Here is a 22,889-nt window from a genome sequence, read left to right as displayed (position 1 = left end):
GAGTCTTTGCATAAAGACTTATCGGGAAAGAAATGCTAAGAAAAAAGGTTTTTCCATTAGGTGAAATTATGGACAATTATAGAAATGATAATTCAGCAAGAAGATATATAGCCCATGTTAGCATTCTTGGTACGACACAAATTCATCTTCGTAATCCTTTTATTATTGCTTGGTGGAGCGCTGCTTTCCCAGGATTTGGGCATATGCTATTATCAAAATATCTTCGCGGTTTCGTGTTATTTATTTGGGAAGTCGTCGTCAATATTAAATGCAAACTTAATTTGGCCATGATCTATTCTTTTCAAGGTGACATTGATATGGCGAAAGATATTTTGGATACAAGGTGGTTATTAATTTATATACCCGTTTATATTTTCGGTATTTGGGATAGTTATCGAACCACCGTAGATATGAACAAAGTATATATATTGGCTGAGCATGAGGAACACAGATTTAATTCATTTAGTGTCGGTGCGCTTGAAATTAATTATTTGGACAAAAGAAATCCAGTCATGGCGGTCATATGGTCTCTTTTCATACCAGGACTCGGACAGTTGTATCTACATAGGATTGTAACAGCCTTTTTTGTGATCGTTTGGGCGGTGGTCTTTTTTTATAAGTCTCGTGGGCTTGAAGCCATTTCTTTATTGTTTTTAGGAGATATTGAAAAAGCTACTTCACTCATAAATCCTGAGTGGCTCTTATTTTTCCCCTCTCTATATGGTTTTTCTGTTTATGATTCCTACATTAATACAGTCGAGAATAACAAATTGTTTGACAAAGAACAGCGGGCATTTTTCAAAAAGAATTATCAATCACCGTTTTTTAAAGTATTAAAAGGGCAAAAGGTGAACTAGAGTATGCAACTATTTTCCACATTTGAACATACGGCCTATATCGAGATGGCTATTTCTACATTGGAGAAAAAGGGGATTAAGAAAGAACATATTTTTGTCGTCCCTCTCGATAACCGAAGTGAAGTTCATAAGGTATTTGATAATATAAATCGCTCTGATGGAACTTCTTTAATTGATATTGGGGCTGCATTATCAACGGCGTTTGCAGTTATTGGTGCAAGTGTCGGGTTTAAACTTGCGTGGGGACCGATTTATTGGGGATTAATTGGAGCTGCTACAGGATTTTTACTGGGATTTGCGATTCGTCTTTTCACAGAAATCGTTTTGAAAAAGAAGCGAAGGCGTATGAAAGGGTATCATTCTGAAATCATTGTCATTGTTGATTGTGAGGAAGAAAAGGCAGAGACTGTAGAGAATGTTCTTTTTAAGCATTATGCCTTAGGAGTAGCGAAGGTAAAGTAAATAAAATTCCCCCCCTTATTTCAGGATTATGACTGATCGTTTCCTGTAAATGTTATTTTACTATACTACACCTCGTAAAAAACATTGCTATGTTGAGATACACTACTTTTGTCTTAATAGATGCGACAAATCTACGTTTTGACTTTATTGATAACGCTATCATTCTAAGATAGGATAAGGAAGAACGAACTATAAAGGGGAGATTAAAATGTCTCAGTCTAACATTAAAGTGGCTGTTCAGAAGTTCGGTAACTTCCTTAGTTCTATGGTAATGCCGAACATCTCAGCGTTTATCGCATGGGGTTTAATTACAGCTTTATTTATACCTACTGGCTTCTGGCCAAATGAAGAACTTGCCAAAATGGTTGACCCAATGGTGACCTACTTGCTACCAGTATTAATTGGATATACAGGTGGTAAGTTAGTTTACGATCAACGGGGAGCCGTTGTTGGTGCGATCGCGACAATGGGGGTTATCGCGGGTGCAGGCATCCCGATGTTCCTTGGAGCGATGATTATTGGTCCACTTGGTGGATGGGTGATTAAGAAATTTGACCAGATGATCGAAGGAAAAATTCGTGCTGGTTTTGAAATGTTAGTCAACAACTTCTCTGCTGGAATTTTAGGAGCTATCATTGCGATTTTTTCTTTCTTAGGTGTTGGTCCTGTCATTTCTACCTTTACAGATGCACTTGTTGCAGGAGTTGACTGGTTAGTTGGTACAGGCCTACTTCCATTAACAAGTATCTTAATCGAACCAGCGAAAGTATTATTCTTAAACAATGCCATTAACCATGGAGTCCTTTCCCCAATTGCCATTGAACAGGCAAAAGAAACGGGTCAGTCGATTCTATTCTTATTAGAAGCAAACCCAGGACCTGGTATCGGTGTTCTACTTGCTTACATGTTCTTTGGGAAAGGAGCGGCGAAAAAGTCGGCTCCAGGTGCAGGAATCATTCACTTCTTTGGTGGAATTCATGAAATTTACTTCCCGTACATCTTAATGCGTCCACTATTAATTGTTGCCGTTATCCTTGGTGGAATGAGTGGCGTGTTCACACTCGTTTTACTTGGCGGTGGTTTATTTGCTCCATCTTCACCAGGAAGTATTATTGCCATTACAGCCGTAACGCCTCACCATGCAGGTGCCTATTTAGCTAACTTTGCTGGTGTAATCGTAGCGGCAGCTGTATCATTCATTGCTTCATCATTTATCTTGAAAACAGGAAAACAAGGTGAAGATGATATTGAAGCAGCGGCTCAAAAAATGCAAGAAATGAAAGGCAAGAAAAGCTCTGTTGCAAATGTATTTGTAGGAGAGCAAGGAGCAATGCCTGATAACGTGACAAAAATCATTTTTGCTTGTGATGCTGGAATGGGATCAAGTGCAATGGGGGCCTCTCTCCTTCGTAAAAAGGTGAAGGAAGCAGGCATGGATGTAGCTGTTACCAATACATCAATCAGCAATCTTCCAGCGGATGCTCAGATTGTCATTACCCAAGAAGAATTAACACCAAGAGCACGAAACAAAGTGCCTAATGCTTACCATATTTCGGTGGATAACTTCTTATCTAGCCCTGAATATGATAAGTTAATAAGCAAGCTACAATTCCCGGCAAATTCTGAATTACATGAAATTGTCGATGAAGCAGAAGAAGCGGGTACGGTTAATGAATCTCAAGAAGGACAAAGTGAAGACTTACTTCTTCCGGAAAATGTTTTCTTAAATCAGAAGTTTACAAGCAAGGAAGAAGCGATTCGTTTTGCTGGAAGAGCATTAGTCAATGCTGGTTACGTGGAAGAAAGCTATATAGAGGCAATGATTGAGCGCGAACAAATGACTTCAACCTACATGGGGAATGATGTTGCGATTCCACATGGAACGGAAAGTGCGAAAAAGTCTGTGCTTAAATCTGGATTAACGGTTATTCAGGTACCAGAAGGTATTGATTTTGATGGACAGAAGGTTCGTTTGATTTTCGGTATTGCTGGAAAAGACGGTACACATCTAGAAATCCTATCTGGAATTGCGGTCACATGTTCAGATATGGAAAATATCGAAAAAATGGTTGAGGCTAAGACAGCTCAAGAGATGATCGATATTATCGGAAAGAAATAACGATACTTACTGAATAGAAAAGCGTAATCTTGCGCTTTTCTATTCGGTGTTTTTAGCTACTTTATAGGAACGAGTTGATACTATGCACATTACCTCGAGGGAAAAAGCGATTATAGAACTGATTATTAAAACGTCAGGGAAACATACCGCTTTATCGATCTCAACCTCTCTTCATGTAAGTGCTAGGACGATTCAACGAGATTTGAAGACAGTGGAAAAGATCTTAGAATATTTTGATCTGAAATTGTCGCGCAACAAGAACGAAGGACTAGTAATTGAGGGGAAAAATGAACAGATCTTTCGCCTTGTTCAGCATTTAACCTCCAGTGATCCAATTGATGAAACACCGCAGGAGCGGAAACTACGTCTCTTACTGGCGATTTTGAATGAGGAAATGTATAAAACGCAGGTGTTAGCCAATTATCTCGGTGTAAGCACGGCTACGTTGGCAGTCTATTTGGATGAACTAACCGCGTGGTTTAGTCATTTTCAGCTTAAGCTCACGAGAAAAAGAGGAGTGGGCGTTGAATTATATGGGAGTGAAGCAAATAAACGTAGGGCACTGGCCTACTTTTTTATTCAAAATTTCCATGATGAGTTAATCGAAAAGTTGTTTTTGTTAGAGCAAGATGCACTTCATGAAGAAAAGGTACTTTTTTATTTTATTCCAGAGCATCTGCAGGAAGTGAACGCCCTTGTGACTGCGGCTTTTCATAATGAACCTGAACGTCTCGCAGACACTGGGTTTTTAGAAGTTATTCTACATATTTATATTACGCTACAACGAAGTGAAACGGATTTCCTTATGGATGAGGAAATCAGCCTAACGGAGAGCGAGGTTGCAGCAGAGTATGAACTGATGGAGCAAATCGTGCGGCAGCTTGAGAAAACATTTGATGTTGAGGTTTCACAGGAGGATGTTTTTTATTTAGCCCTCATTCTAAAGGGTTCAAAGCTTCGAGCTTCAGATGCTGTACCGAATGACAGTATTATTTTTGCCCAGAAGATCAAAAATGTGATTCGATCGGTTTCCGATCAATTACATGTGGATTTAACACAAGACTTTTCTTTGTTCCAAGGATTGCTCGCCCATATGGGTCCATCCTTATTTCGAATAAAGCAAAAAATGGAGACTTTTAATCCGTTAAAAGAGGAAATCAAACAGAAATATCCTGTCTTATTTTTAGCTGTAAAAAATGGGGTAGAACGAGAATTTCAGGAAATTGATGATTTTCCAGACGATGAAATTGCGTTCATGGTCTTGCATTTTGGTTCTTCCCTCGTTATGCGTGAAGAAAATTTAACGATTAAAGCATTGGTGATTTGTCCAACGGGAATCGGAACTTCGAAAATGCTAGCGAGCCGAATTAAAAAAGAAATCAGTGAAATTAACGCGATTGAAATTAAGTCGATAAAGGATATAACGGGACAAGTCGATTTAAAAGCGTATGACATGATTATCTCCACTGTGCGCTTGCCTTTTATGAATGTTGAATATACATTAGTAAATCCCCTTTTGACGGAAGAGAACATTGTTACGATAAAGACCTTTTTACAAAATCATATCGAAACGATGACGAAGGGTAAACAGTATGTAAAAAGCGAATCTTTTTCAAAAACTTATGAGCAACATGTAGAACTGGAAGATATGTTGCAGGATTTAAAAGATGTTCATCAAAGCATTGAGTCGCTTACGAATCATTTTCGATTTTATCGAATGGAACAATGGGAGAGTCAAGAGGAGATTCTCGAAGTGATGCTTCAAAGAGCAGAAGAGGAGAAGTTGCTTGAGAACTCGATGGATGTTTTGACAGCTCTAAAAGAACGAGGAGCACTGGGTGGATTAGGGATTCCAGAAACGAATATTGCTCTTTTTCACACGCGCAATAAGAATGTTCATCAACTTATTTTTCAAATTACCCACCTTCCAAATCCATGCCTAGTCAAAGGGATGAATGGTGATGATGTGTTAATGAAGAATTTGCTGCTCATGCTTGCACCAGAAGAATTAAGCACGAGGGAACAGGAGATATTAAGTTTGATCAGTACGAGTATTATCGAAACAGATGAGGCGCTCCTTATTTTTTCCTCAGCGAACGAAGAGTTAATCTATAACAAGCTGAAAACAATCTTTGTAAATTATATCGAAACCAATTTTAAAATTATGAAATAAAGGAATGATTCCGATGAAACAAGCCGTACATTTTGGAGCAGGAAATATTGGGAGAGGATTTATTGGTGCGCTGTTTTCCCAATCAGGATACCAAGTGGTTTTCGTCGACATTGCTGACCAAATTATCGACCAATTAAATGAGAAAAAAGAATATCGAGTCATGCTCGCTACAGATGCGAAAGAATCGGTAAAAATCGAGAATGTTTCAGGATTGAATAACTTGAAGCAGGAAGAAGAAGTAATCAAAGCGATAACGAATGCGGAGTATTTAACGACTGCGATTGGGCCCAATATTCTCCCAAGAATTGCGCCGTTAATTGCGAAGGGTCTAGCTGCTAGAGTGGAGAAAAATGATGAAAAGCTTTATGTCATTGCCTGTGAAAATCAGAATCTCAGCAACGGATTTATTAAAAGGGTACATATTGGAACATCTTGAGGAAGCGACGAAAGAGAAAGTGTTAGCACAAGTTTCATTTTTAAATTCAGCTGTTGACCGCATTGTGCCCATTCAAAATAACGAAGGTTCACTGGATGTTCTTGTCGAACCATATTATGAGTGGGTAGTTGAAACAAGCGATGAAATCCCTCATATTGAAGGCATGACCATCGTCCCTGAGCTTGCTCCGTTCATTGAGAGAAAACTGTTCACGGTAAACACTGGACATGCGGTAATTGCTTACTTCGGCTACCTTGCCGGTAAGGAAACGATCGATCAAACGTTAGCAGATGAGGCGATTTATAAGCAAGTAAAGGCGACTCTTGGTGAGACAGGTGCCTATTTAATCAATGAATATCATTTAGATGAAGCGGAGCATCAGAAATATATCGATAAAATCATCGGACGCTTCGAAAATGCCCATTTGAATGATGGCGTTACAAGAGTAGGGCGTTCTCCGCTTCGAAAGCTTGGTCATGAGGACCGGCTAGTCCGACCTGCTCTACAAGCTCAAAAAGCAGGCCTTTCTTACACGAACTTAGCGAAGGCGATTGCTGCTGCGTTAATGTTTGACTTTAGTGGGGATGAAGATGCTGTTAAATTACAGTCGATGATTCAAAAGCATGGGGCCGTACAAGTATTACAGGAAGTTTCTGGATTAGAACCAACAAGCGCACTGACAAAGGAAATTGTTAGTCAATATGGAGTACTGAAAAAATAAGTACCTTTAGCTGTCGAGAAATTTTCTCGATGGCTTTTTTTCTATCTAGCAGGAATTTATAAATTCCCTCGACTTGTGGATAAGTGTTCGATAAAATCTTCGTATAAACAGTAGGAGTATCGGTATGAAAAAATAACAGGAAAAATTCCGCTTAATGAGCAAACATCATGAAAAAGAGCCGACATAACAGGAAAAATTCCTGCTATTTCCTCAAAAAAAGCCCAAATAAGTGATTTTGCCCTCCATAAGCGGAAAATCTTCCGTTATTTCTCCTAAAAGGGACTTCATTGAGGAGATAACAGGAAAAATTCCGCTTAAGGGTGAGAGATGTTTGGATCGAATTAGACAAACCGGAAGCTTCCTACATTTTGTAGGAGCTTTTTTTCTATCTTAGAGTCTTTCCATTTACAATAAAAATTGGCAATGGGTGCTTGGTATTTCTCTTTCGAAGTCGATAAAGACTATGCGAAAGGGGTGAGTAATCCGTGAGTGTGGTGACAACCTTTAATGAAAAAAGAAAAGAGAAACAACTGAAATATGAAAAATCTGTTTTAAGGGAAATTTCTCTTAAGACATTGAAAGAACGAGTGACGCATTTTTTTGGATCATCCGACTTAACGTCTAGCCTTATTTTACAATCAGGGATTGAAGAGGCTTGTTATGACGTAGCGATAGAAGCGTATTTATTAGGAGCTCATTTCAGCCGCTTTGGTTATTATGGTGAGGATATCGAGAACGTGAAGAATAGATGTAAGAAAGAAGAAAAACATCTGATTGATACTCTATATAACTTCCTGCTTTATTGGGGGAAAGGAACGGAAGGGATCTATAGTGAGTCACTTTATTACTTATGTGAACAGTATGTCGATAGCTGGTGGATGGAAGGTTTTCGTAAAGGAGAAAGGAGACATAAGTTGAGGCTTCATTAGGGAGGCAAAACGGCAGATGTAAACCATTAAATAGTGAAAATGAAGGTCTATATTCATTGTTCTAATCCTTCAACTTGTCCCATATATTGAATTGAAAAGGACGAGCAGGAAGGGTTGGTTAAGGCGCATGAACAGGAAAATAAAAATAGCGGCATTTCTTGTAGGGCTTACCCTATTGATCTTTATTTTACAATATGATTTTCGGGAAAATAACTCCATTAAACCGTGGAACCTTCCTCTGTCAGGGGAAATTATTTTATTAGATCCTGGTCATGGTGGTCCTGATGGTGGTGCTGGTGATGAAGATGCATTAGAAAAGGATATCGCCCTTGAAATTTCCTTTAAGCTTCGGGATTATCTCCAACAACAAGGTGCATTAGTGATGATGACTCGTGAGGAAGATAAAGATTTGGCAGATGAAGAAACAAATGGACTTAGTCGAAGAAAAACAGAAGATCTAAAACGGAGATTAGAAATGATTAATGAATCTGAGGCTGATTTTTATGTCAGTATTCATTTGAATGCGATACCTTCTCCAAAGTGGAGTGGAGCGCAAACTTTTTATGCAAGCCAGATCTCAGAAAATGCAAGGGCCGCGAAATTTATTCAGGATGAGCTTCGTCATAACTTGGAGAATACGACGAGGAAGGCAAAGCCGATCAACCAAGTTTATATTTTAAAATATGCCAAAAAACCAGGGGTGCTGGTGGAAGTCGGTTTCTTATCAAATCCAACGGAACGGGAAAACCTGACGAAAGAGGACTATCAAGAACAGGTTGCCGCGTCTATCTATAAAGGAATATTACGCTATTATTCAAAAGAGGATGAATTAGTGGAAAGCGAATAGGAAGGCGCTAACTGCCTTTCTTTTTTCATTTTATAGGGTGTGATTGAATTAACAGACAGGGATATGTTATATGTTATACTATGGTTGGAAACGAATTCAAGAAGGGGTGTCATACATGTTAACAGAAGCAAAAATTGTTGAAATTCTTAGCGGTATTAAGGAACCTTTCTTACATAAATCGTTAAAAGAATTGAATGCAATCGAAGAAATTAAAATCAAAGAAGAAAAAAATCACGTCAGTGTAAAAATAGCGATTGCCAAAACTGGAACTGCGGAGCAATTACAGCTTCAGCAGGAAGTTGTTCGCTTGCTGAAACAAGGTGGGGCTGAATCAGTTGGAATTCGCTTTTCTCAACTTCCTGAAGAAGTGCTTGCGCAGCACCGCACAGCCCAAGATAAATCTGAAGGCTTACTAAAAAGTGATACGACCTTTATTGCTATTGCAAGTGGGAAAGGTGGAGTAGGGAAATCTACGGTTTCGGTCAACTTAGCTGTTTCTTTAGCACGACTCGGTAAAAAAGTAGGGCTTGTAGATGCAGACATTTACGGATTTAGTGTTCCTGATATGATGGGGATTACAGAGCGACCAGCTGTACGCGGTGAAAAAATCATTCCAGTAGAGCGCTTTGGCGTACAAGTCATCTCCATGGGCTTCTTTGTGGAAGATAACGCCCCAATCATCTGGCGTGGCCCAATGTTAGGGAAAATGCTGAACAGCTTCTTTAACGAAGTGGAGTGGAATGACCTAGACTATTTATTATTGGATCTTCCTCCAGGAACAGGGGACGTTGCTTTAGATGTACACTCTATGCTTCCATCTTGTAAAGAATTAATCGTGACAACACCGCATCCTACAGCAGCGTTTGTCGCAGCTCGGGCCGGAGCAATGGCATTAAAAACCGACCATGAAATCCTTGGTGTTGTTGAAAATATGGCATATTTTGAAAGCCAGTTAACCGGTGAAAAGGAATATGTATTTGGCCAAGGTGGCGGAGAGAAGCTGGCAGATGAGCTTAGAACAGAAGTATTAGGGCAGTTGCCATTAGGACAGCCTGATTGGAACGAAGACGATTTTGCTCCTTCCGTCTACCAGGAAGATCATAAGATTGGTAAAATTTATTTAGACATTGCAGATAAAGTGATTGCAAAATTAGAGAAGTAATCTATAAAAGAGAGGATATCCATTTTTGGACATCCTCTTTTATTTATTCTTCTTCTTTCTTTTCTTCTCCTCCTTCTTCACCGCCAGCCTTTTCAGTGGCAGCCTTTAGAAGGATATCTTCGATTTTTGCCTTGTAAAGAGGACTTTCAAAGGTTTCAGTCATGACTTTTTGTAAATGTTCCCGATATTCTTTGCTTTTCATTAATTCAGTAACTTCTTTTGTTAACTCTGGATCCTTCATGAGTTCAATCATCATCCCCTGATATTCCGGATCCTTCATCAAGTTTTTTATGAGTTTCTCATGTTCCTGTTGCATGCTTTTAGCGAAGGTTTCTGCAAATTTAGGGTCCTCAAATTGTTTTTTCCAAAATTCAGCCCCTTTTTCAGATGTAAGAGACTGTTGGATGGTAGAAGAAACGACTGCTTGATCCATGACGAGTCTCTCTTTCATCCCATCGTCATCCATGACTTCCTGGAGTGCTTTTTTTCCATCATCTGTTTTTAAAATGTCTACAACCATTTTCTTTGTTTCTTCGTAATCTAATTCTTTACTTCCTGCTTCTGTTTGGGCACAACCAGCACTTCCAAAAACAAGTAAACCGATGAGGAGCAAGACCATTTTATTCCTCATAACAAAAGCTCCTTTCACTAAATGCTAAAATTAGGTCTATTGTTGCAAATCTTAGTGATGAACATATAAGCCTACTTATCCATTAGGATGAAGAAATTCGACAATTTTTATGCGTTTGATCCGAATACCTAGATTTTTCAAACTATGGTTGGTACAATCTAGAGGGGAATCTAGAACTTGGAGGAAAACAAACGTGAAAAGCCGTTATGTTGTTCAATTGTTTATGTCCACATTGATATTGGGTGGGCTTGCGACTGGAATCATAGGATTTATTGTTCGTTGGGATGAATTTCAACCGTATTTTACGGATTTTGATATTCTAAAAATCTTATCCACATTGTTTTGGTTCGTTGGAGTAGGCTTGATTTTTAGTTTAATCAGTCAAATGGGCTTTTTTGCTTACTTGACCGTGCATCGTTTTGGTCTTGGGATCTTTAAGTCGGTAAAACTATGGAATGCAGTACAAATTGTTCTTATTTTATTTGTTTTATTTGATTTAGTATATTTCCGTCACAGAGCTTTTGGTGGGGAAGTCACTTCATATTTATTGGATCCAGCTATAATACTCATTGTGGCACTTGTTGTAGCGTATTTTAAAGCGAAACAAACAAATAAAGAAGCTTTCGTACCAGCGGTCTTTTTCATGATTGTCGTTACGACTATTGAATGGATGCCTGTTCTTCGTGTAAATGAAGAAGGTTGGCTATACTTAATGCTTTATCCATTATTATTATGCAACGGCTATCAAATGCTCATACTTCATAAATTAAATCAAAAATCAGCACAAGAAAAAAAGCCATCCTAATAATGGGAGGCTTCTTTTTTTAGAGATTTTCTTAAAATACGTGCTGAAATGACAGTTGTATTTGCCGGAAACTGGCCATACATATTTAAAACTAGCAAAAATAAGCGGAGAATTTCCTGTTAATTACCACAGTGAAGCTCTTTTCGAAGTAATAAGGGAAAATTTTCCGCTTATGTAAAGAAAAAGCTCTTATTTTCGAAGTTTTTTAGTTAATAGAGGAAAATTCTCCGTCTATTTAAGTTGTTTTTCATGATATTTGTTATTTAAGCGGAATCCTTCCGTCTATTTATCAGCTCAGATACTTTAGCTGTTTTCCTCCGACTAATAAACGCGGACCCCTTCTTTATTTTGGGGAATTACTTTATTTCTTTTGTACTCGAATCAGCATTTACAATCATTTCAGAAACGGTTATAAGTTTATGTCCTTTTTTACGAAGATCCTTCATTATAGAAGGAAGTGCTTCTGCCGTTTGTTTAGCAGAATCTGAAGCATGCATAAGGATGATATCTCCTTTTTTCGCTTTCGAGACATTATCTACGATGATCTCTACACCCGGATTTGTCCAATCTTTCGAATCAACACTCCAATGTACAAGGGTTAGACCGTAGCGTTCAGCTACTTTTAATGTTTTTTGATCAAAATGACCTGTTGGAGCACGGGCAAGCTTAATATTTTTGATATTCAATTTACTAAACGCTTCTATTGCTGTAGCCAGATCCTTTCGAATTTCCTCTTCCTTGATATCTGTATAGTCAATATAGTTGTAACCTAATATCCCTATTTCATAACCATCTTTAACTATTCTATTGACTAAGTCAGGATGTCTTTCAGCCCAAGCTCCAGATAAAAAGAAGGTCGCTGTCGATATTTTTTCCTTTTTTAAAATGTCGAGAATCGGTTCTGCCTTCTCGTCTCCCCAACCAATATTAAAGGTTAATGCGAGATCTTTTTCTCCTTTGTAAATTGCCTTCGGGTCATTTTTATCTGAGAAAGTAGGGATATGAATGAAACTTTCTAGATACAAAAACCACGCTGTGAAAAAGGCTGCTACAACAATCAGAGTTAGCTGCTTAATCGTTTTTCCATTTAATACGAAAAAAAAGTTCATCTTCCATCACCTCGTCCAATACACTCCTTGTCTCATAGGTATGCTTCGATAAGAAAAATATGTTAACGAAGTCATAAAAATAATTAAAATGGATAACACTACAATAACCATTAAGTGTATAGGAGTGGTTATTGTGTTAGGGATGATGATTAATGAAAAGGAAGTAAAGGAGATTCAGTACTTAATTAAGAGAGAAATGGATGAAATTCTTTTTGATTTAGAAGATGAGCGGATTGATCATATCGTCAAAAGGGCGATGGAAGAAAGATATAAAATATTATTTTCTTTGTTTAAACGGGTGGCTCCTTCAGAGGAATGTTTAACGTATCTTCGCTCTACAAAAAGCATTTAAATAAATTGCGAAAAAAGTGTTGACTTCACATTATTATCTTGATATATTAATAAACGTCGCTGATAACAACTAAACGAAAACAAAAAAGTTTTTAAAAAAGTTGTTGACGAAGATTGAACGATATGTTATATTAAAAAAGTCGCTTACGAGCGATGAAGAAGAATTTTCCTTTAGGAAAATCGAGAAATCGCACTTTGAAAACTAAACAAATCATACGTCAACAAATAATAGTGGAGGCGACTGTGCAGCTTCGACAAACATTGGAACTTCTGGCGGAAAAGTTCAAAAGACTTTGACAGAAGAAGTGAAATGGTCGAGAAGCTAGGAGCCGAAACTAGCCAACGTTTATTTAAAGTTTCAATTAATGAAAAATATTTTCGCTTATGCGAAAAATTTCAGAGCTAATTCTTACTCTTTTTTGGAGAGTTTGATCCTGGCTCAGGACGAACGCTGGCGGCGTGCCTAATACATGCAAGTCGAGCGGATTTGAGGGAGCTTGCTCCCGAAAATTAGCGGCGGACGGGTGAGTAACACGTGGGCAACCTGCCTATAAGACTGGGATAACTTCGGGAAACCGGAGCTAATACCGGATAATGCTTTTGAACTCATGTTCTTAAGCTGAAAGATGGCTTCTCGCTATCACTTATAGATGGGCCCGCGGCGCATTAGCTAGTTGGTGAGGTAACGGCTCACCAAGGCCACGATGCGTAGCCGACCTGAGAGGGTGATCGGCCACACTGGGACTGAGACACGGCCCAGACTCCTACGGGAGGCAGCAGTAGGGAATCTTCCGCAATGGACGAAAGTCTGACGGAGCAACGCCGCGTGAGTGATGAAGGTTTTCGGATCGTAAAACTCTGTTGTTAGGGAAGAACAAGTACCGGAGTAACTGCCGGTACCTTGACGGTACCTAACCAGAAAGCCACGGCTAACTACGTGCCAGCAGCCGCGGTAATACGTAGGTGGCAAGCGTTGTCCGGAATTATTGGGCGTAAAGCGCGCGCAGGCGGTTCCTTAAGTCTGATGTGAAAGCCCCCGGCTCAACCGGGGAGGGTCATTGGAAACTGGGGAACTTGAGTGCAGAAGAGAAGAGCGGAATTCCACGTGTAGCGGTGAAATGCGTAGAGATGTGGAGGAACACCAGTGGCGAAGGCGGCTCTTTGGTCTGTAACTGACGCTGAGGCGCGAAAGCGTGGGGAGCAAACAGGATTAGATACCCTGGTAGTCCACGCCGTAAACGATGAGTGCTAAGTGTTAGAGGGTTTCCGCCCTTTAGTGCTGCAGCAAACGCATTAAGCACTCCGCCTGGGGAGTACGGCCGCAAGGCTGAAACTCAAAGGAATTGACGGGGGCCCGCACAAGCGGTGGAGCATGTGGTTTAATTCGAAGCAACGCGAAGAACCTTACCAGGTCTTGACATCCTTATGCCATCCCTAGAGATAGGGCTTTCCCTTCGGGGACATAAGTGACAGGTGGTGCATGGTTGTCGTCAGCTCGTGTCGTGAGATGTTGGGTTAAGTCCCGCAACGAGCGCAACCCTTGATCTTAGTTGCCAGCATTGAGTTGGGCACTCTAAGGTGACTGCCGGTGACAAACCGGAGGAAGGTGGGGATGACGTCAAATCATCATGCCCCTTATGACCTGGGCTACACACGTGCTACAATGGATGGTACAAAGGGCAGCAAAGCCGCGAGGTGGAGCGAATCCCATAAAACCATTCTCAGTTCGGATTGTAGGCTGCAACTCGCCTACATGAAGCCGGAATCGCTAGTAATCGCGGATCAGCATGCCGCGGTGAATACGTTCCCGGGCCTTGTACACACCGCCCGTCACACCACGAGAGTTTGTAACACCCGAAGTCGGTGGGGTAACCGTAAGGAGCCAGCCGCCTAAGGTGGGACAGATGATTGGGGTGAAGTCGTAACAAGGTAGCCGTATCGGAAGGTGCGGCTCGGATCACCTCCTTTCTAAGGAATATGGAGACTTAGATGTCTCATAATCGTAACGTTGATGGAAGCTTTTTTGACTCGTCAAAAAAGCCGTATGATTTGTTTAGTTTTGAGAGTGCAATACTCTCATATACGTAACCTTTTGGTTACAATCTTGTACCTTGAAAACTAGATAATGAAGAAGAACCAAGAAATAAACCGAGTAATCGCCATTTTAGTTTTTCTCTCTATATGTTTAGAGATTAAGTTTCAAAACAAAACCGCGAGGGTTACGAGAAATTGTAAGCCAAGCAATGAGGGAAATGAGAAGCAAGTAGGTCGAGGAATCAAGCGAGGAAGCACCGGAACGTACGTAGTGTGTACGTGAGGATGCTGACGAGTGAAGATGACGAAGAGATACGCCGCTTATCATTTGCCGAACAATGAACGATATTTTCCTTTGGAAAAATCGTAGGTTAAGTTATGAAGGGCGCACGGTGGATGCCTTGGCACTAGGAGCCGATGAAGGACGGGACTAACACCGATATGCTTCGGGGAGCTGTAAGTAAGCTTTGATCCGGAGATTTCCGAATGGGGAAACCCATCATTCGTAATGGGATGATATCTTTACCTGAATACATAGGGTAATGAAGGCAGACCCGGGGAACTGAAACATCTAAGTACCCGGAGGAAGAGAAAGCAAACGCGATTCCCTGAGTAGCGGCGAGCGAAACGGGATTAGCCCAAACCAAGAGGCTTGCCTCTTGGGGTTGTAGGACACTCTATACGGAGTTACAAAGGAACGAAGTAAACGAACAAGTCTGGAAAGGCTGGTCAAAGAAGGTAATAACCCTGTAGTTGAAACTTCGTTCCCTCTTGAGTGGATCCTGAGTACGGCGGGACACGAGAAATCCCGTCGGAAGCTGGGAGGACCATCTCCCAAGGCTAAATACTCCCTAGTGACCGATAGTGAACCAGTACCGTGAGGGAAAGGTGAAAAGCACCCCGGAAGGGGAGTGAAAGAGATCCTGAAACCGTGTGCCTACAAGTAGTTAGAGCCCTTTAACGGGTGATAGCGTGCCTTTTGTAGAATGAACCGGCGAGTTACGATTGCATGCGAGGTTAAGTTGAGAAGACGGAGCCGCAGCGAAAGCGAGTCTTAAGTAGGGCGTTTTAGTATGTAGTCGTAGACCCGAAACCAGGTGATCTACCCATGTCCAGGTTGAAGTTCAGGTAACACTGAATGGAGGACCGAACCCACGCACGTTGAAAAGTGCGGGGATGAGGTGTGGGTAGCGGAGAAATTCCAATCGAACTTGGAGATAGCTGGTTCTCTCCGAAATAGCTTTAGGGCTAGCCTCACGAAAAACGAGTCTTGGAGGTAGAGCACTGTTTGGACTAGGGGCCCTCATCGGGTTACCGAATTCAGACAAACTCCGAATGCCAAGTACTTAAGCGTGGGAGTCAGACTGCGAGTGATAAGATCCGTAGTCAAAAGGGAAACAGCCCAGACCACCAGCTAAGGTCCCAAAGTATACGTTAAGTGGAAAAGGATGTGGGGTTGCTTAGACAACCAGGATGTTGGCTTAGAAGCAGCCACCATTTAAAGAGTGCGTAATAGCTCACTGGTCGAGTGACCCCGCGCCGAAAATGTACCGGGGCTAAACGTATCACCGAAGCTGTGGGTGTACACCGTTGGTGTACGCGGTAGGAGAGCGTTCTAAGGGCGTTGAAGCTAGACCGGAAGGACTGGTGGAGCGCTTAGAAGTGAGAATGCCGGTATGAGTAGCGAAAGATGGGTGAGAATCCCATCCACCGAATGCCTAAGGTTTCCTGAGGAAGGCTCGTCCGCTCAGGGTTAGTCGGGACCTAAGCCGAGGCCGAAAGGCGTAGGCGATGGACAACAGGTTGATATTCCTGTACCACCTCGTTTTTGTTTGAGCGATGGGGGGACGCAGGAGGATAGGGTAAGCGCACTGCTGGATATGTGCGTCTAAGCAGTTAGGCTGGTAAACAGGAAAATCCGTTTACCGCAAAGGCTGAGCTGTGATAGCGAGGGAAATAAAGTACCGAAGTTCCTGATTCCACACTGCCAAGAAAAGCCTCTAGTGAGAAAACAGGTGCCCGTACCGCAAACCGACACAGGTAGGCGAGGAGAGAATCCTAAGGTGAGCGAGAGAACTCTCGTTAAGGAACTCGGCAAAATGACCCCGTAACTTCGGGAGAAGGGGTGCTTTTTAGGGTGAATAGCCCTGAAAAGCCGCAGTGAATAGGCCCAGGCGACTGTTTAGCAAAAACACAGGTCTCTGCGAAGCCGCAAGGCGAAGTATAGGGGCTGACGCCTGCCCGGTGCTGGAAGGTTAAGAGGAGGGGTTAGCTTACGCGAAGCTCTGAATTGAAGCCCCAGTAAACGGCGGCCGTAACTATAACGGTCCTAAGGTAGCGAAATTCCTTGTCGGGTAAGTTCCGACCCGCACGAAAGGCGTAACGATCTGGGCACTGTCTCAACGAGAGACTCGGTGAAATTATAGTACCTGTGAAGATGCAGGTTACCCGCGACAGGACGGAAAGACCCCGTGGAGCTTTACTGTAGCCTGATATTGAATTTTGGTACAGCTTGTACAGGATAGGTAGGAGCCTGAGAAGCCGGAGCGCTAGCTTCGGTGGAGGCGTCGGTGGGATACTACTCTGGCTGTATTGACATTCTAACCCGCACCTCTAATCGAGGTGGGAGACAGTGTCAGGTGGGCAGTTTGACTGGGGCGGTCGCCTCCTAAAGAGTAACGGAGGCGCCCAAAGGTTCCCTCAGAATGGTTGGAAATCATTCGTAGAGTGTAAAGGCACAAGGGAGCTTGACTGCGAGACCTACAAGTCGAGCAGGGACGAAAGTCGGGCTTAGTGATCCGGTGGTTCCGCATGGAAGGGCCATCGCTCAACGGATAAAAGCTACCCCGGGGATAACAGGCTTATCTCCCCCAAGAGTCCACATCGACGGGGAGGTTTGGCACCTCGATGTCGGCTCATCGCATCCTGGGGCTGTAGTCGGTCCCAAGGGTTGGGCTGTTCGCCCATTAAAGCGGTACGCGAGCTGGGTTCAGAACGTCGTGAGACAGTTCGGTCCCTATCCGTCGTGGGCGTAGGAAATTTGAGAGGAGCTGTCCTTAGTACGAGAGGACCGGGATGGACGCACCGCTGGTGTACCAGTTGTTCTGCCAAGAGCATCGCTGGGTAGCTATGTGCGGAAGGGATAAGTGCTGAAAGCATCTAAGCATGAAGCCCCCCTCAAGATGAGATTTCCCATAGCGTAAGCTAGTAAGAACCCTGAAAGATGATCAGGTTGATAGGTCAGAGGTGGAAGCGTGGTGACACGTGGAGCTGACTGATACTAATCGTTCGAGGACTTAACCAAATTGATTATTCGGTTTTCTATTCTTCTTTCATTATCTAGTTTTGAAGGTATAATCCTTTTTGCGCAAGCAAAAGAGGTCACTTCAATCAAATAGTCCGGTGGCGATAGCGAGAAGGTCACACCCGTTCCCATACCGAACACGGAAGTTAAGCTTCTCAGCGCCGATGGTAGTTAGGGGCTGTCCCCTTGTGAGAGTAGGACGTTGCCGGGCAAACCACTTTGATTCTAGTTAAGGATTAAAGTATTATTTTTCCGCGGTAGCTCAGTGGTAGAGCAACGAGCAAAGCATCATGATTTTGCTGCGAGTTGTACTCATCGAGCTGCTACTTGAATGGACTTTCTGAGATGAGGACAATCGGAAAGTGCACAAGATAGAGGAATTAATTAATGATTTTCCGCGGTAGCTCAGTGGTAGAGCAATCGGCTGTTAACCGATCGGTCGTAGGTTCGAATCCTACCCGCGGAGCCATTTTAGTCACTTTATTAGTAGTATAATTGTGAGCTAGAATGCATGCTTCCATAGCTCAGCAGGTAGAGCACTTCCATGGTAAGGAAGAGGTCACCGGTTCGAGCCCGGTTGGAAGCTCTCTCTAAATAATGTAACGGCCCCTTGGTCAAGCGGTTAAGACACCGCCCTTTCACGGCGGTAACACGGGTTCGAATCCCGTAGGGGTCACCAAAGTTTTTTTCGCGACAGCGAAAAAAACGTACCTTATACTTTTACGACAGCGAAAACAAGGAACAAACAACGATAGAAATAAATAGACTTATACATTGGAGGATTAGCTCAGCTGGGAGAGCACCTGCCTTACAAGCAGGGGGTCGGCGGTTCGATCCCGTCATCCTCCACCAAAGCTTTTTACGTAGTAAAGCGGAGTAAAATAGTTTTCCACAGTTTTTGCAAAAGCGAAAATAAGGGTCATCTATTTTCACGGAGCGTAGCAGAGTAAAATAGCATTCATTATTATTTAATTTGCCGGCCTAGCTCAATTGGTAGAGCAACTGACTTGTAATCAGTAGGTTGGGGGTTCAAGTCCTCTGGCCGGCACCATTTTTTTTGTTTTCGGAGGGGTAGCGAAGTGGCTAAACGCGGCGGACTGTAAATCCGCTCCTTCGGGTTCGGCGGTTCGAATCCGTCCCCCTCCACCAAAGCTATTTATGAAGCTTGCGGAATAAATTAACATTCCTTATATAAAAACATAAAAACAGGACAAGCTATAATTAGTCCTTTTTATTTTTGAATTTTACATATTATTGGGCTATAGCCAAGTGGTAAGGCAACGGACTTTGACTCCGTCATTCGTAGGTTCGAATCCTGCTAGCCCAGCCAAGTTTTTTTAGAGCCATTAGCTCAGTTGGTAGAGCAACGAGCGATTCATCCATGAATTTGCTACGAGTTGTACCCATCGAGCTGCTACTTGAATCAACTTACTGAGATGGGGACATCGTAGATGCCAGCATTAGTAAGTAAGAATGAAATAGTAGCACATATTGGTTTCGAGCCATTAGCTCAGTTGGTAGAGCATCTGACTTTTAATCAGAGGGTCGAAGGTTCGAGTCCTTCATGGCTCATATCCCTTAAGATACCAATCTTAAGGGATTTTTTGTGTTCAAAAATTTAAATTGAGTTGGCATCAGTAAAAAAGTTTCTTTTTATAGACTTTCTGCTAGTTCTTTAATCACTAGTTTAGATGTAGATGCAAACTCAACAGAGGCATCATAATACATTTGTCCATTCTTGATAAGTGAAAAATCACCAATTTCAATTTTTAAAAGTGTACGACCATTTCGACCCTCTAACTGATATAGATACGCTACGTCACCTTCAATCGGTTTTATTTCCCAATTTGATTGGTATAACGCAATCTTTAATTCCTTCATTTCTTCTGCTTTTATGATAGATGTAATGGTTTGTCCTCCGTTAGGGTGTTCCCAAACAACTTTACTTCCTTTAGACATATCCTTATTAGGATAATTTTCTGGGAGCTCATCCCATTGTGCAACAAATTCAGGTTTAATGAGAACCTTCCACATAGTTTGGAGAATATAATTCGTTAGTGCCATACGTCCAATATAACTTAAAGGGTGTAGGAGTTTCATCCATCCATCTTTATCTAACAATAATAAAATCGATGAAACATAGAAATGAAAGACTTAATCCGTTAATAATCAAAAGAGATTGGATCATTTGATCATTTAAAAGTCTAATATCATTTTCATATTTTATGGAATTTTCAAACGTATATATATGCATAATTATGTCGAGTTGAGTCAAGTGATTGTAAGCGTTTAAAATAGGAGTAAGACAGATAGGAGGGGAAGCAGGTGCGCAAGTTATCGATTATTGGAATGCCTATGGATCTTGGGCAGATGAGGCGTGGAGTTGATATGGGTCCGAGTGCGATACGTTACGCTGGTGTAAATGAAAAGCTACAAACTTTATTTGATGAAGTTGAAGATTTAGGTGATATTGCGATTGGAAGACCTGAAGTTTGCGTGGACAAGGAATCAAATCTGAGGAATCTCGATTTAATTGCGGAGAAAACAGCAAACCTTGCTAAAAAGGTAGATGAAGTGATTCAATCTGGTTCTTTTCCCTTAGTATTAGGTGGGGATCATAGTATTGCTATAGGAACCCTGGCAGGAGTTTCACGGCACTATCAAAACCTAGGTGTGATTTGGTATGATGCTCATGGTGATTTAAACACAGCTGAAACATCACCGTCTGGAAATATCCATGGAATGCCGTTGGCTGTTAGTATAGGCTTAGGGCACCCATTGTTGACGAATATAGGTGGCTATCATCCAAAAGTGAAACCAGAGAATATCGTGCTCATTGGCGCCCGCTCGTTAGATGAGGGAGAAAGAGACCTTATTAAAGAAAAAGGAATTAGAGTTTACACTATGCATGAAATCGATCGGTTAGGAATGACAAAGGTCATGGAAGAAACGATACAGTACTTAAAGGAACGTACAGATGGGGTTCATTTGTCACTAGATCTAGATGGATTAGATCCAACAGATGCTCCTGGAGTGGGTACTCCTGTAAACGGAGGAATTAGTTATCGCGAAAGTCATTTGGCGATGGAGATGCTGGCCGAGTCCGAAATTGTCACTTCAGCTGAATTTGTAGAAGTAAATCCTATCTTAGATGAGAAAAATAAAACAGCGTCAGTAGCTGTTGCTTTAATGGGCTCATTATTTGGAGAGAAATTATTGTAAGAATTAAATGGTAGTATGAACTGCACCTCCCAATATAAAATAAGGGGAGGTGCCGATACGATTATTTATTTTTTTCTTTGATTTTTTGATACTGATTTAATAAGACATCCAGTTCTTTGCTAAGTTTTAGTACTTCATCATTTGAGAGAGAAGTATAGGCGGCAGTGGAGATCATTTGATTACGACAGTATTCAATTTCCTGCAATAATTTTGTCCTCATAACACCATCCTTTAATTTCTTTATTCCCTTTGTCCAAATTCTTAAACTATAAATGGTTTTTTTTGCTAAAATAGATCGTATATAATAATCATGGTTCCATTTGCTTACTGATAATTAGATAAAAGGCTTAGATTGTAGCAGTAATAAATAAATCCCGTAAATAAATGAAACCTTTTCTGCTATCGATTCGTATATCGACTAGCCGCATTAGAGCGGAGGTAAATAGAAAAATGGATGCAATAGTTAAAAAAAGAATTAGACAAGTACTAAAAGGCGATCAAAATGCCTATGCAGAAATAGTTGAAATCTATAAAGATAAAGTATTTCAACTATGTTTCCGAATGCTGGGAAACCGCCACGAGGCTGAAGACATGGCCCAAGAAGCATTTATTCGCGCATATGTGAATATTGCAAGCTTTAATATCGACTTGAAATTTTCCACATGGCTCTATCGAATTGCCACGAACCTATGTATTGACCGAATTAGAAAGAAAAAACCGGATTTTTACCTAGATGCGGAAGTCTCGGGAACAGATGGTTTGACGATGTACTCACAGGTGCCTTCAGATTCAGCATTACCAGAAGAAGAAGTCGAGAGTATAGAGTTGCATGAAACCATTCAGAGGGAAATCGCAAAATTGCCGGAGAAGTACCGTTCTGTCATCGTTCTAAAGTATATTGAAGAGCTTTCGTTAAACGAAATTAGTGAGATTCTGGATATGCCATTAGGAACAGTCAAAACCCGCATTCACAGAGGGCGAGAAGCGTTGAGACACCAATTAAGGAATGTTTAATGAGAGGTGAGAACAGTGAGTTGTCCTGAAAAATATATTGCTTATATGCACGAGTTTTTAGATGAAGAAATCTCAACTGAGCATGAAAAGGAATTGAAAGACCATCTTTTGCAATGTCCGGATTGTCAAAAGCATTTTCATGAACTTGAAAAATCATTGGCATTAGTAAAGAGTGTTGCTCATGTAGCAGCGCCAGACGATTTTACCATGAAGGTGATGAATAGATTACCGAAAGAAAAGAAAAAAGTAGGCGTCCAAAGATGGTTGAGACATCATCCGCTATTAACGGCTGCTTCCTTATTCCTGGTTCTCATGGTAGGGAGTCTTTTCTCAACATGGAACACCGGTCATGACTTATCCGTATCAAAACAACCAAACTTGATTGTTCAAAATGATACGGTCATTGTACCAAAAGGTGAAGTTGTTAAAGGAGATGTCGTCGTTCGAAACGGAACACTGGTAATCGAAGGACAAATTGATGGAAATGCAACGGTCATAAACGGAGAAAAATATTTAGCCTCTGCAGGGGATGTAACAGGAGAGATTAAAGAAATAAATGCTATCTTTGAGTGGATATGGTATCATATGAAGAATATGGCGAAAGAAGCAATCAACTTCTTCGAAGAGTCGGAACAGTCACAAGGTGTGACTGTTTTTCCTTGCGTGGAACTGAGTTGAATAGTGTTTCTTTGAATTATGATATACTATTAAGG

General features: G+C 41.3%; 15 protein-coding genes, 8 tRNA genes, 3 rRNA genes and 2 pseudogenes. 24 read left to right on the top strand and 4 right to left on the bottom strand.

Translation table 11 applies throughout. The features are described from left to right. Positions 1–68: 68 nt before the first annotated feature. The 8 genes and pseudogenes from AA0X71_RS23735 to AA0X71_RS23700 all read left to right on the top strand — a co-directional run bounded on the left by AA0X71_RS23735 (position 69) and on the right by AA0X71_RS23700 (position 9,706). Positions 69–857: a hypothetical protein gene (locus AA0X71_RS23735; protein WP_413357786.1), complete on the top strand. Its 789-nt coding sequence runs from the start codon at positions 69–71 to the stop codon at positions 855–857. A 3-nt stretch (positions 858–860) separates the two neighbouring features. Next, the gene (locus tag AA0X71_RS23730) at positions 861–1,319 is read left to right on the top strand and encodes a hypothetical protein (RefSeq protein WP_413357784.1); all 459 of its coding nucleotides are present in this window, start codon (positions 861–863) and stop codon (positions 1,317–1,319) included. A 208-nt stretch (positions 1,320–1,527) separates the two neighbouring features. Beyond that, positions 1,528–3,438, top strand: coding sequence for a PTS mannitol transporter subunit IICBA (locus AA0X71_RS23725; protein WP_413357782.1), 1,911 nt, complete (start codon positions 1,528–1,530; stop codon positions 3,436–3,438). Between the two features lie 82 nt (positions 3,439–3,520). Further along, positions 3,521–5,611 (top strand): BglG family transcription antiterminator, encoded by a 2,091-nt coding sequence (locus tag AA0X71_RS23720; RefSeq protein ID WP_413357780.1) that lies wholly within the window; start codon positions 3,521–3,523, stop codon positions 5,609–5,611. A 13-nt stretch (positions 5,612–5,624) separates the two neighbouring features. Then, positions 5,625–6,768 (top strand): annotated as a pseudogene (locus tag AA0X71_RS23715) (mannitol-1-phosphate 5-dehydrogenase). 485 nt (positions 6,769–7,253) lie between these two features. Further along, positions 7,254–7,697: a YbaK family protein gene (locus tag AA0X71_RS23710; protein ID WP_413357778.1), complete on the top strand. Its 444-nt coding sequence runs from the start codon at positions 7,254–7,256 to the stop codon at positions 7,695–7,697. 127 nt (positions 7,698–7,824) lie between these two features. Continuing rightward, positions 7,825–8,544 carry an N-acetylmuramoyl-L-alanine amidase CwlD gene (gene cwlD, locus AA0X71_RS23705; protein WP_413357776.1) on the top strand — a complete coding sequence of 240 codons (720 nt, stop codon included), beginning with the start codon at positions 7,825–7,827 and terminating at the stop codon, positions 8,542–8,544. Positions 8,545–8,659: 115 nt separating this feature from the next. Then, positions 8,660–9,706, top strand: a complete 1,047-nt coding sequence (locus AA0X71_RS23700; protein WP_413357774.1) for an Mrp/NBP35 family ATP-binding protein — start codon at positions 8,660–8,662, stop codon at positions 9,704–9,706. Positions 9,707–9,749: 43 nt separating this feature from the next. On the opposite strand, the gene gerD is transcribed toward AA0X71_RS23700, so the two are convergent. Next, positions 9,750–10,337: a spore germination lipoprotein GerD gene (gene gerD / locus AA0X71_RS23695; protein WP_413357772.1), complete on the bottom strand. Its 588-nt coding sequence runs from the start codon at positions 10,335–10,337 to the stop codon at positions 9,750–9,752. 193 nt (positions 10,338–10,530) lie between these two features. On the opposite strand from gerD, the gene AA0X71_RS23690 reads away from it, so the two are divergent. Next, positions 10,531–11,142, top strand: a complete 612-nt coding sequence (locus tag AA0X71_RS23690; RefSeq protein ID WP_413357771.1) for a KinB-signaling pathway activation protein — start codon at positions 10,531–10,533, stop codon at positions 11,140–11,142. 356 nt (positions 11,143–11,498) lie between these two features. On the opposite strand, the gene pdaB is transcribed toward AA0X71_RS23690, so the two are convergent. Further along, positions 11,499–12,251, bottom strand: a complete 753-nt coding sequence (pdaB, locus tag AA0X71_RS23685) for a polysaccharide deacetylase family sporulation protein PdaB (protein ID WP_413357769.1) — start codon at positions 12,249–12,251, stop codon at positions 11,499–11,501. 133 nt (positions 12,252–12,384) lie between these two features. Between pdaB and AA0X71_RS23680 the strand changes: the two genes are divergently transcribed. The 12 genes from AA0X71_RS23680 (at position 12,385) to AA0X71_RS23625 (ending at position 19,512) form a co-directional block, all read left to right on the top strand. Beyond that, positions 12,385–12,603, top strand: a complete 219-nt coding sequence (locus AA0X71_RS23680; protein ID WP_413357767.1) for a hypothetical protein — start codon at positions 12,385–12,387, stop codon at positions 12,601–12,603. A gap of 415 nt (positions 12,604–13,018) precedes the next feature. Further along, positions 13,019–14,570: ribosomal RNA gene (locus AA0X71_RS23675) — 16S ribosomal RNA — on the top strand. 435 nt (positions 14,571–15,005) lie between these two features. Then, a 23S ribosomal RNA gene (locus AA0X71_RS23670) occupies positions 15,006–17,940 on the top strand. A 94-nt stretch (positions 17,941–18,034) separates the two neighbouring features. Beyond that, positions 18,035–18,151 (top strand): 5S ribosomal RNA (gene rrf, locus AA0X71_RS23665). Together the 16S, 23S and 5S rRNA genes with 8 tRNA genes alongside form the textbook arrangement of a ribosomal RNA operon. Before the next feature lie 183 nt (positions 18,152–18,334). Continuing rightward, positions 18,335–18,409, top strand: a tRNA-Asn gene (locus AA0X71_RS23660). Between the two features lie 44 nt (positions 18,410–18,453). After that, positions 18,454–18,526 (top strand) — tRNA-Thr (locus AA0X71_RS23655). A gap of 18 nt (positions 18,527–18,544) precedes the next feature. Beyond that, positions 18,545–18,619, top strand: a tRNA-Glu gene (locus AA0X71_RS23650). Positions 18,620–18,716: 97 nt separating this feature from the next. Continuing rightward, positions 18,717–18,792, top strand: a tRNA-Val gene (locus AA0X71_RS23645). 123 nt (positions 18,793–18,915) lie between these two features. Beyond that, positions 18,916–18,991: transfer RNA gene (locus AA0X71_RS23640), tRNA-Thr, on the top strand. A 14-nt stretch (positions 18,992–19,005) separates the two neighbouring features. After that, positions 19,006–19,089 (top strand) — tRNA-Tyr (locus AA0X71_RS23635). 106 nt (positions 19,090–19,195) lie between these two features. Next, positions 19,196–19,270: transfer RNA gene (locus tag AA0X71_RS23630), tRNA-Gln, on the top strand. A gap of 169 nt (positions 19,271–19,439) precedes the next feature. After that, positions 19,440–19,512 (top strand) — tRNA-Lys (locus AA0X71_RS23625). A gap of 81 nt (positions 19,513–19,593) precedes the next feature. On the opposite strand, the pseudogene AA0X71_RS23620 reads toward AA0X71_RS23625, so the two are convergent. Then, positions 19,594–20,076 (bottom strand): annotated as a pseudogene (locus AA0X71_RS23620) (DUF418 domain-containing protein); the annotation flags it as partial. A 189-nt stretch (positions 20,077–20,265) separates the two neighbouring features. Between AA0X71_RS23620 and rocF the strand changes: the two are divergent. Next, positions 20,266–21,162, top strand: a complete 897-nt coding sequence (gene rocF / locus AA0X71_RS23615) for an arginase (RefSeq protein ID WP_413357765.1) — start codon at positions 20,266–20,268, stop codon at positions 21,160–21,162. Positions 21,163–21,223: 61 nt separating this feature from the next. On the opposite strand, the gene AA0X71_RS23610 is transcribed toward rocF, so the two are convergent. Beyond that, on the bottom strand, positions 21,224–21,382 hold the full coding sequence (locus tag AA0X71_RS23610) for a Spo0E family sporulation regulatory protein-aspartic acid phosphatase (protein ID WP_413357763.1): 159 nt from the start codon (positions 21,380–21,382) through the stop codon (positions 21,224–21,226). 230 nt (positions 21,383–21,612) lie between these two features. On the opposite strand from AA0X71_RS23610, the gene sigW reads away from it, so the two are divergent. Both sigW and AA0X71_RS23600 read left to right on the top strand, forming a co-directional pair. Next, positions 21,613–22,176 (top strand): RNA polymerase sigma factor SigW, encoded by a 564-nt coding sequence (sigW, locus tag AA0X71_RS23605; protein ID WP_019156648.1) that lies wholly within the window; start codon positions 21,613–21,615, stop codon positions 22,174–22,176. Between the two features lie 15 nt (positions 22,177–22,191). After that, positions 22,192–22,854, top strand: coding sequence for an anti-sigma factor family protein (locus AA0X71_RS23600; RefSeq protein WP_413357761.1), 663 nt, complete (start codon positions 22,192–22,194; stop codon positions 22,852–22,854). Positions 22,855–22,889: the final 35 nt, after the last annotated feature.

Origin of the sequence: Robertmurraya phoenicis, assembly GCF_047302285.1 — a bacterium.
GTDB lineage: Bacteria > Bacillota > Bacilli > Bacillales > Cytobacillaceae > Robertmurraya.
The sequence above is the reverse complement of the archived record's forward strand: the minus strand, read 5'-3'. Positions and strand labels throughout refer to the sequence as shown.

Bases quoted from the DNA above. Each gene is read 5' to 3' on its own strand.
- sigW (WP_019156648.1), top strand. From the start codon at position 21,613: ATGGATGCAATAGTTAAAAAAAGAATTAGACAAGTACTAAAAGGCGAT.
- AA0X71_RS23735 (WP_413357786.1), top strand. From the start codon at position 69: ATGGACAATTATAGAAATGATAATTCAGCAAGAAGATATATAGCCCAT.
- AA0X71_RS23610 (WP_413357763.1), bottom strand. From the start codon at position 21,382: ATGAGGACAAAATTATTGCAGGAAATTGAATACTGTCGTAATCAAATG.
- AA0X71_RS23700 (WP_413357774.1), top strand. From the start codon at position 8,660: ATGTTAACAGAAGCAAAAATTGTTGAAATTCTTAGCGGTATTAAGGAA.
- gerD (WP_413357772.1), bottom strand. From the start codon at position 10,337: ATGAGGAATAAAATGGTCTTGCTCCTCATCGGTTTACTTGTTTTTGGA.
- AA0X71_RS23720 (WP_413357780.1), top strand. From the start codon at position 3,521: ATGCACATTACCTCGAGGGAAAAAGCGATTATAGAACTGATTATTAAA.
- pdaB (WP_413357769.1), bottom strand. From the start codon at position 12,251: ATGAACTTTTTTTTCGTATTAAATGGAAAAACGATTAAGCAGCTAACT.
- AA0X71_RS23725 (WP_413357782.1), top strand. From the start codon at position 1,528: ATGTCTCAGTCTAACATTAAAGTGGCTGTTCAGAAGTTCGGTAACTTC.
- cwlD (WP_413357776.1), top strand. From the start codon at position 7,825: ATGAACAGGAAAATAAAAATAGCGGCATTTCTTGTAGGGCTTACCCTA.
- AA0X71_RS23730 (WP_413357784.1), top strand. From the start codon at position 861: ATGCAACTATTTTCCACATTTGAACATACGGCCTATATCGAGATGGCT.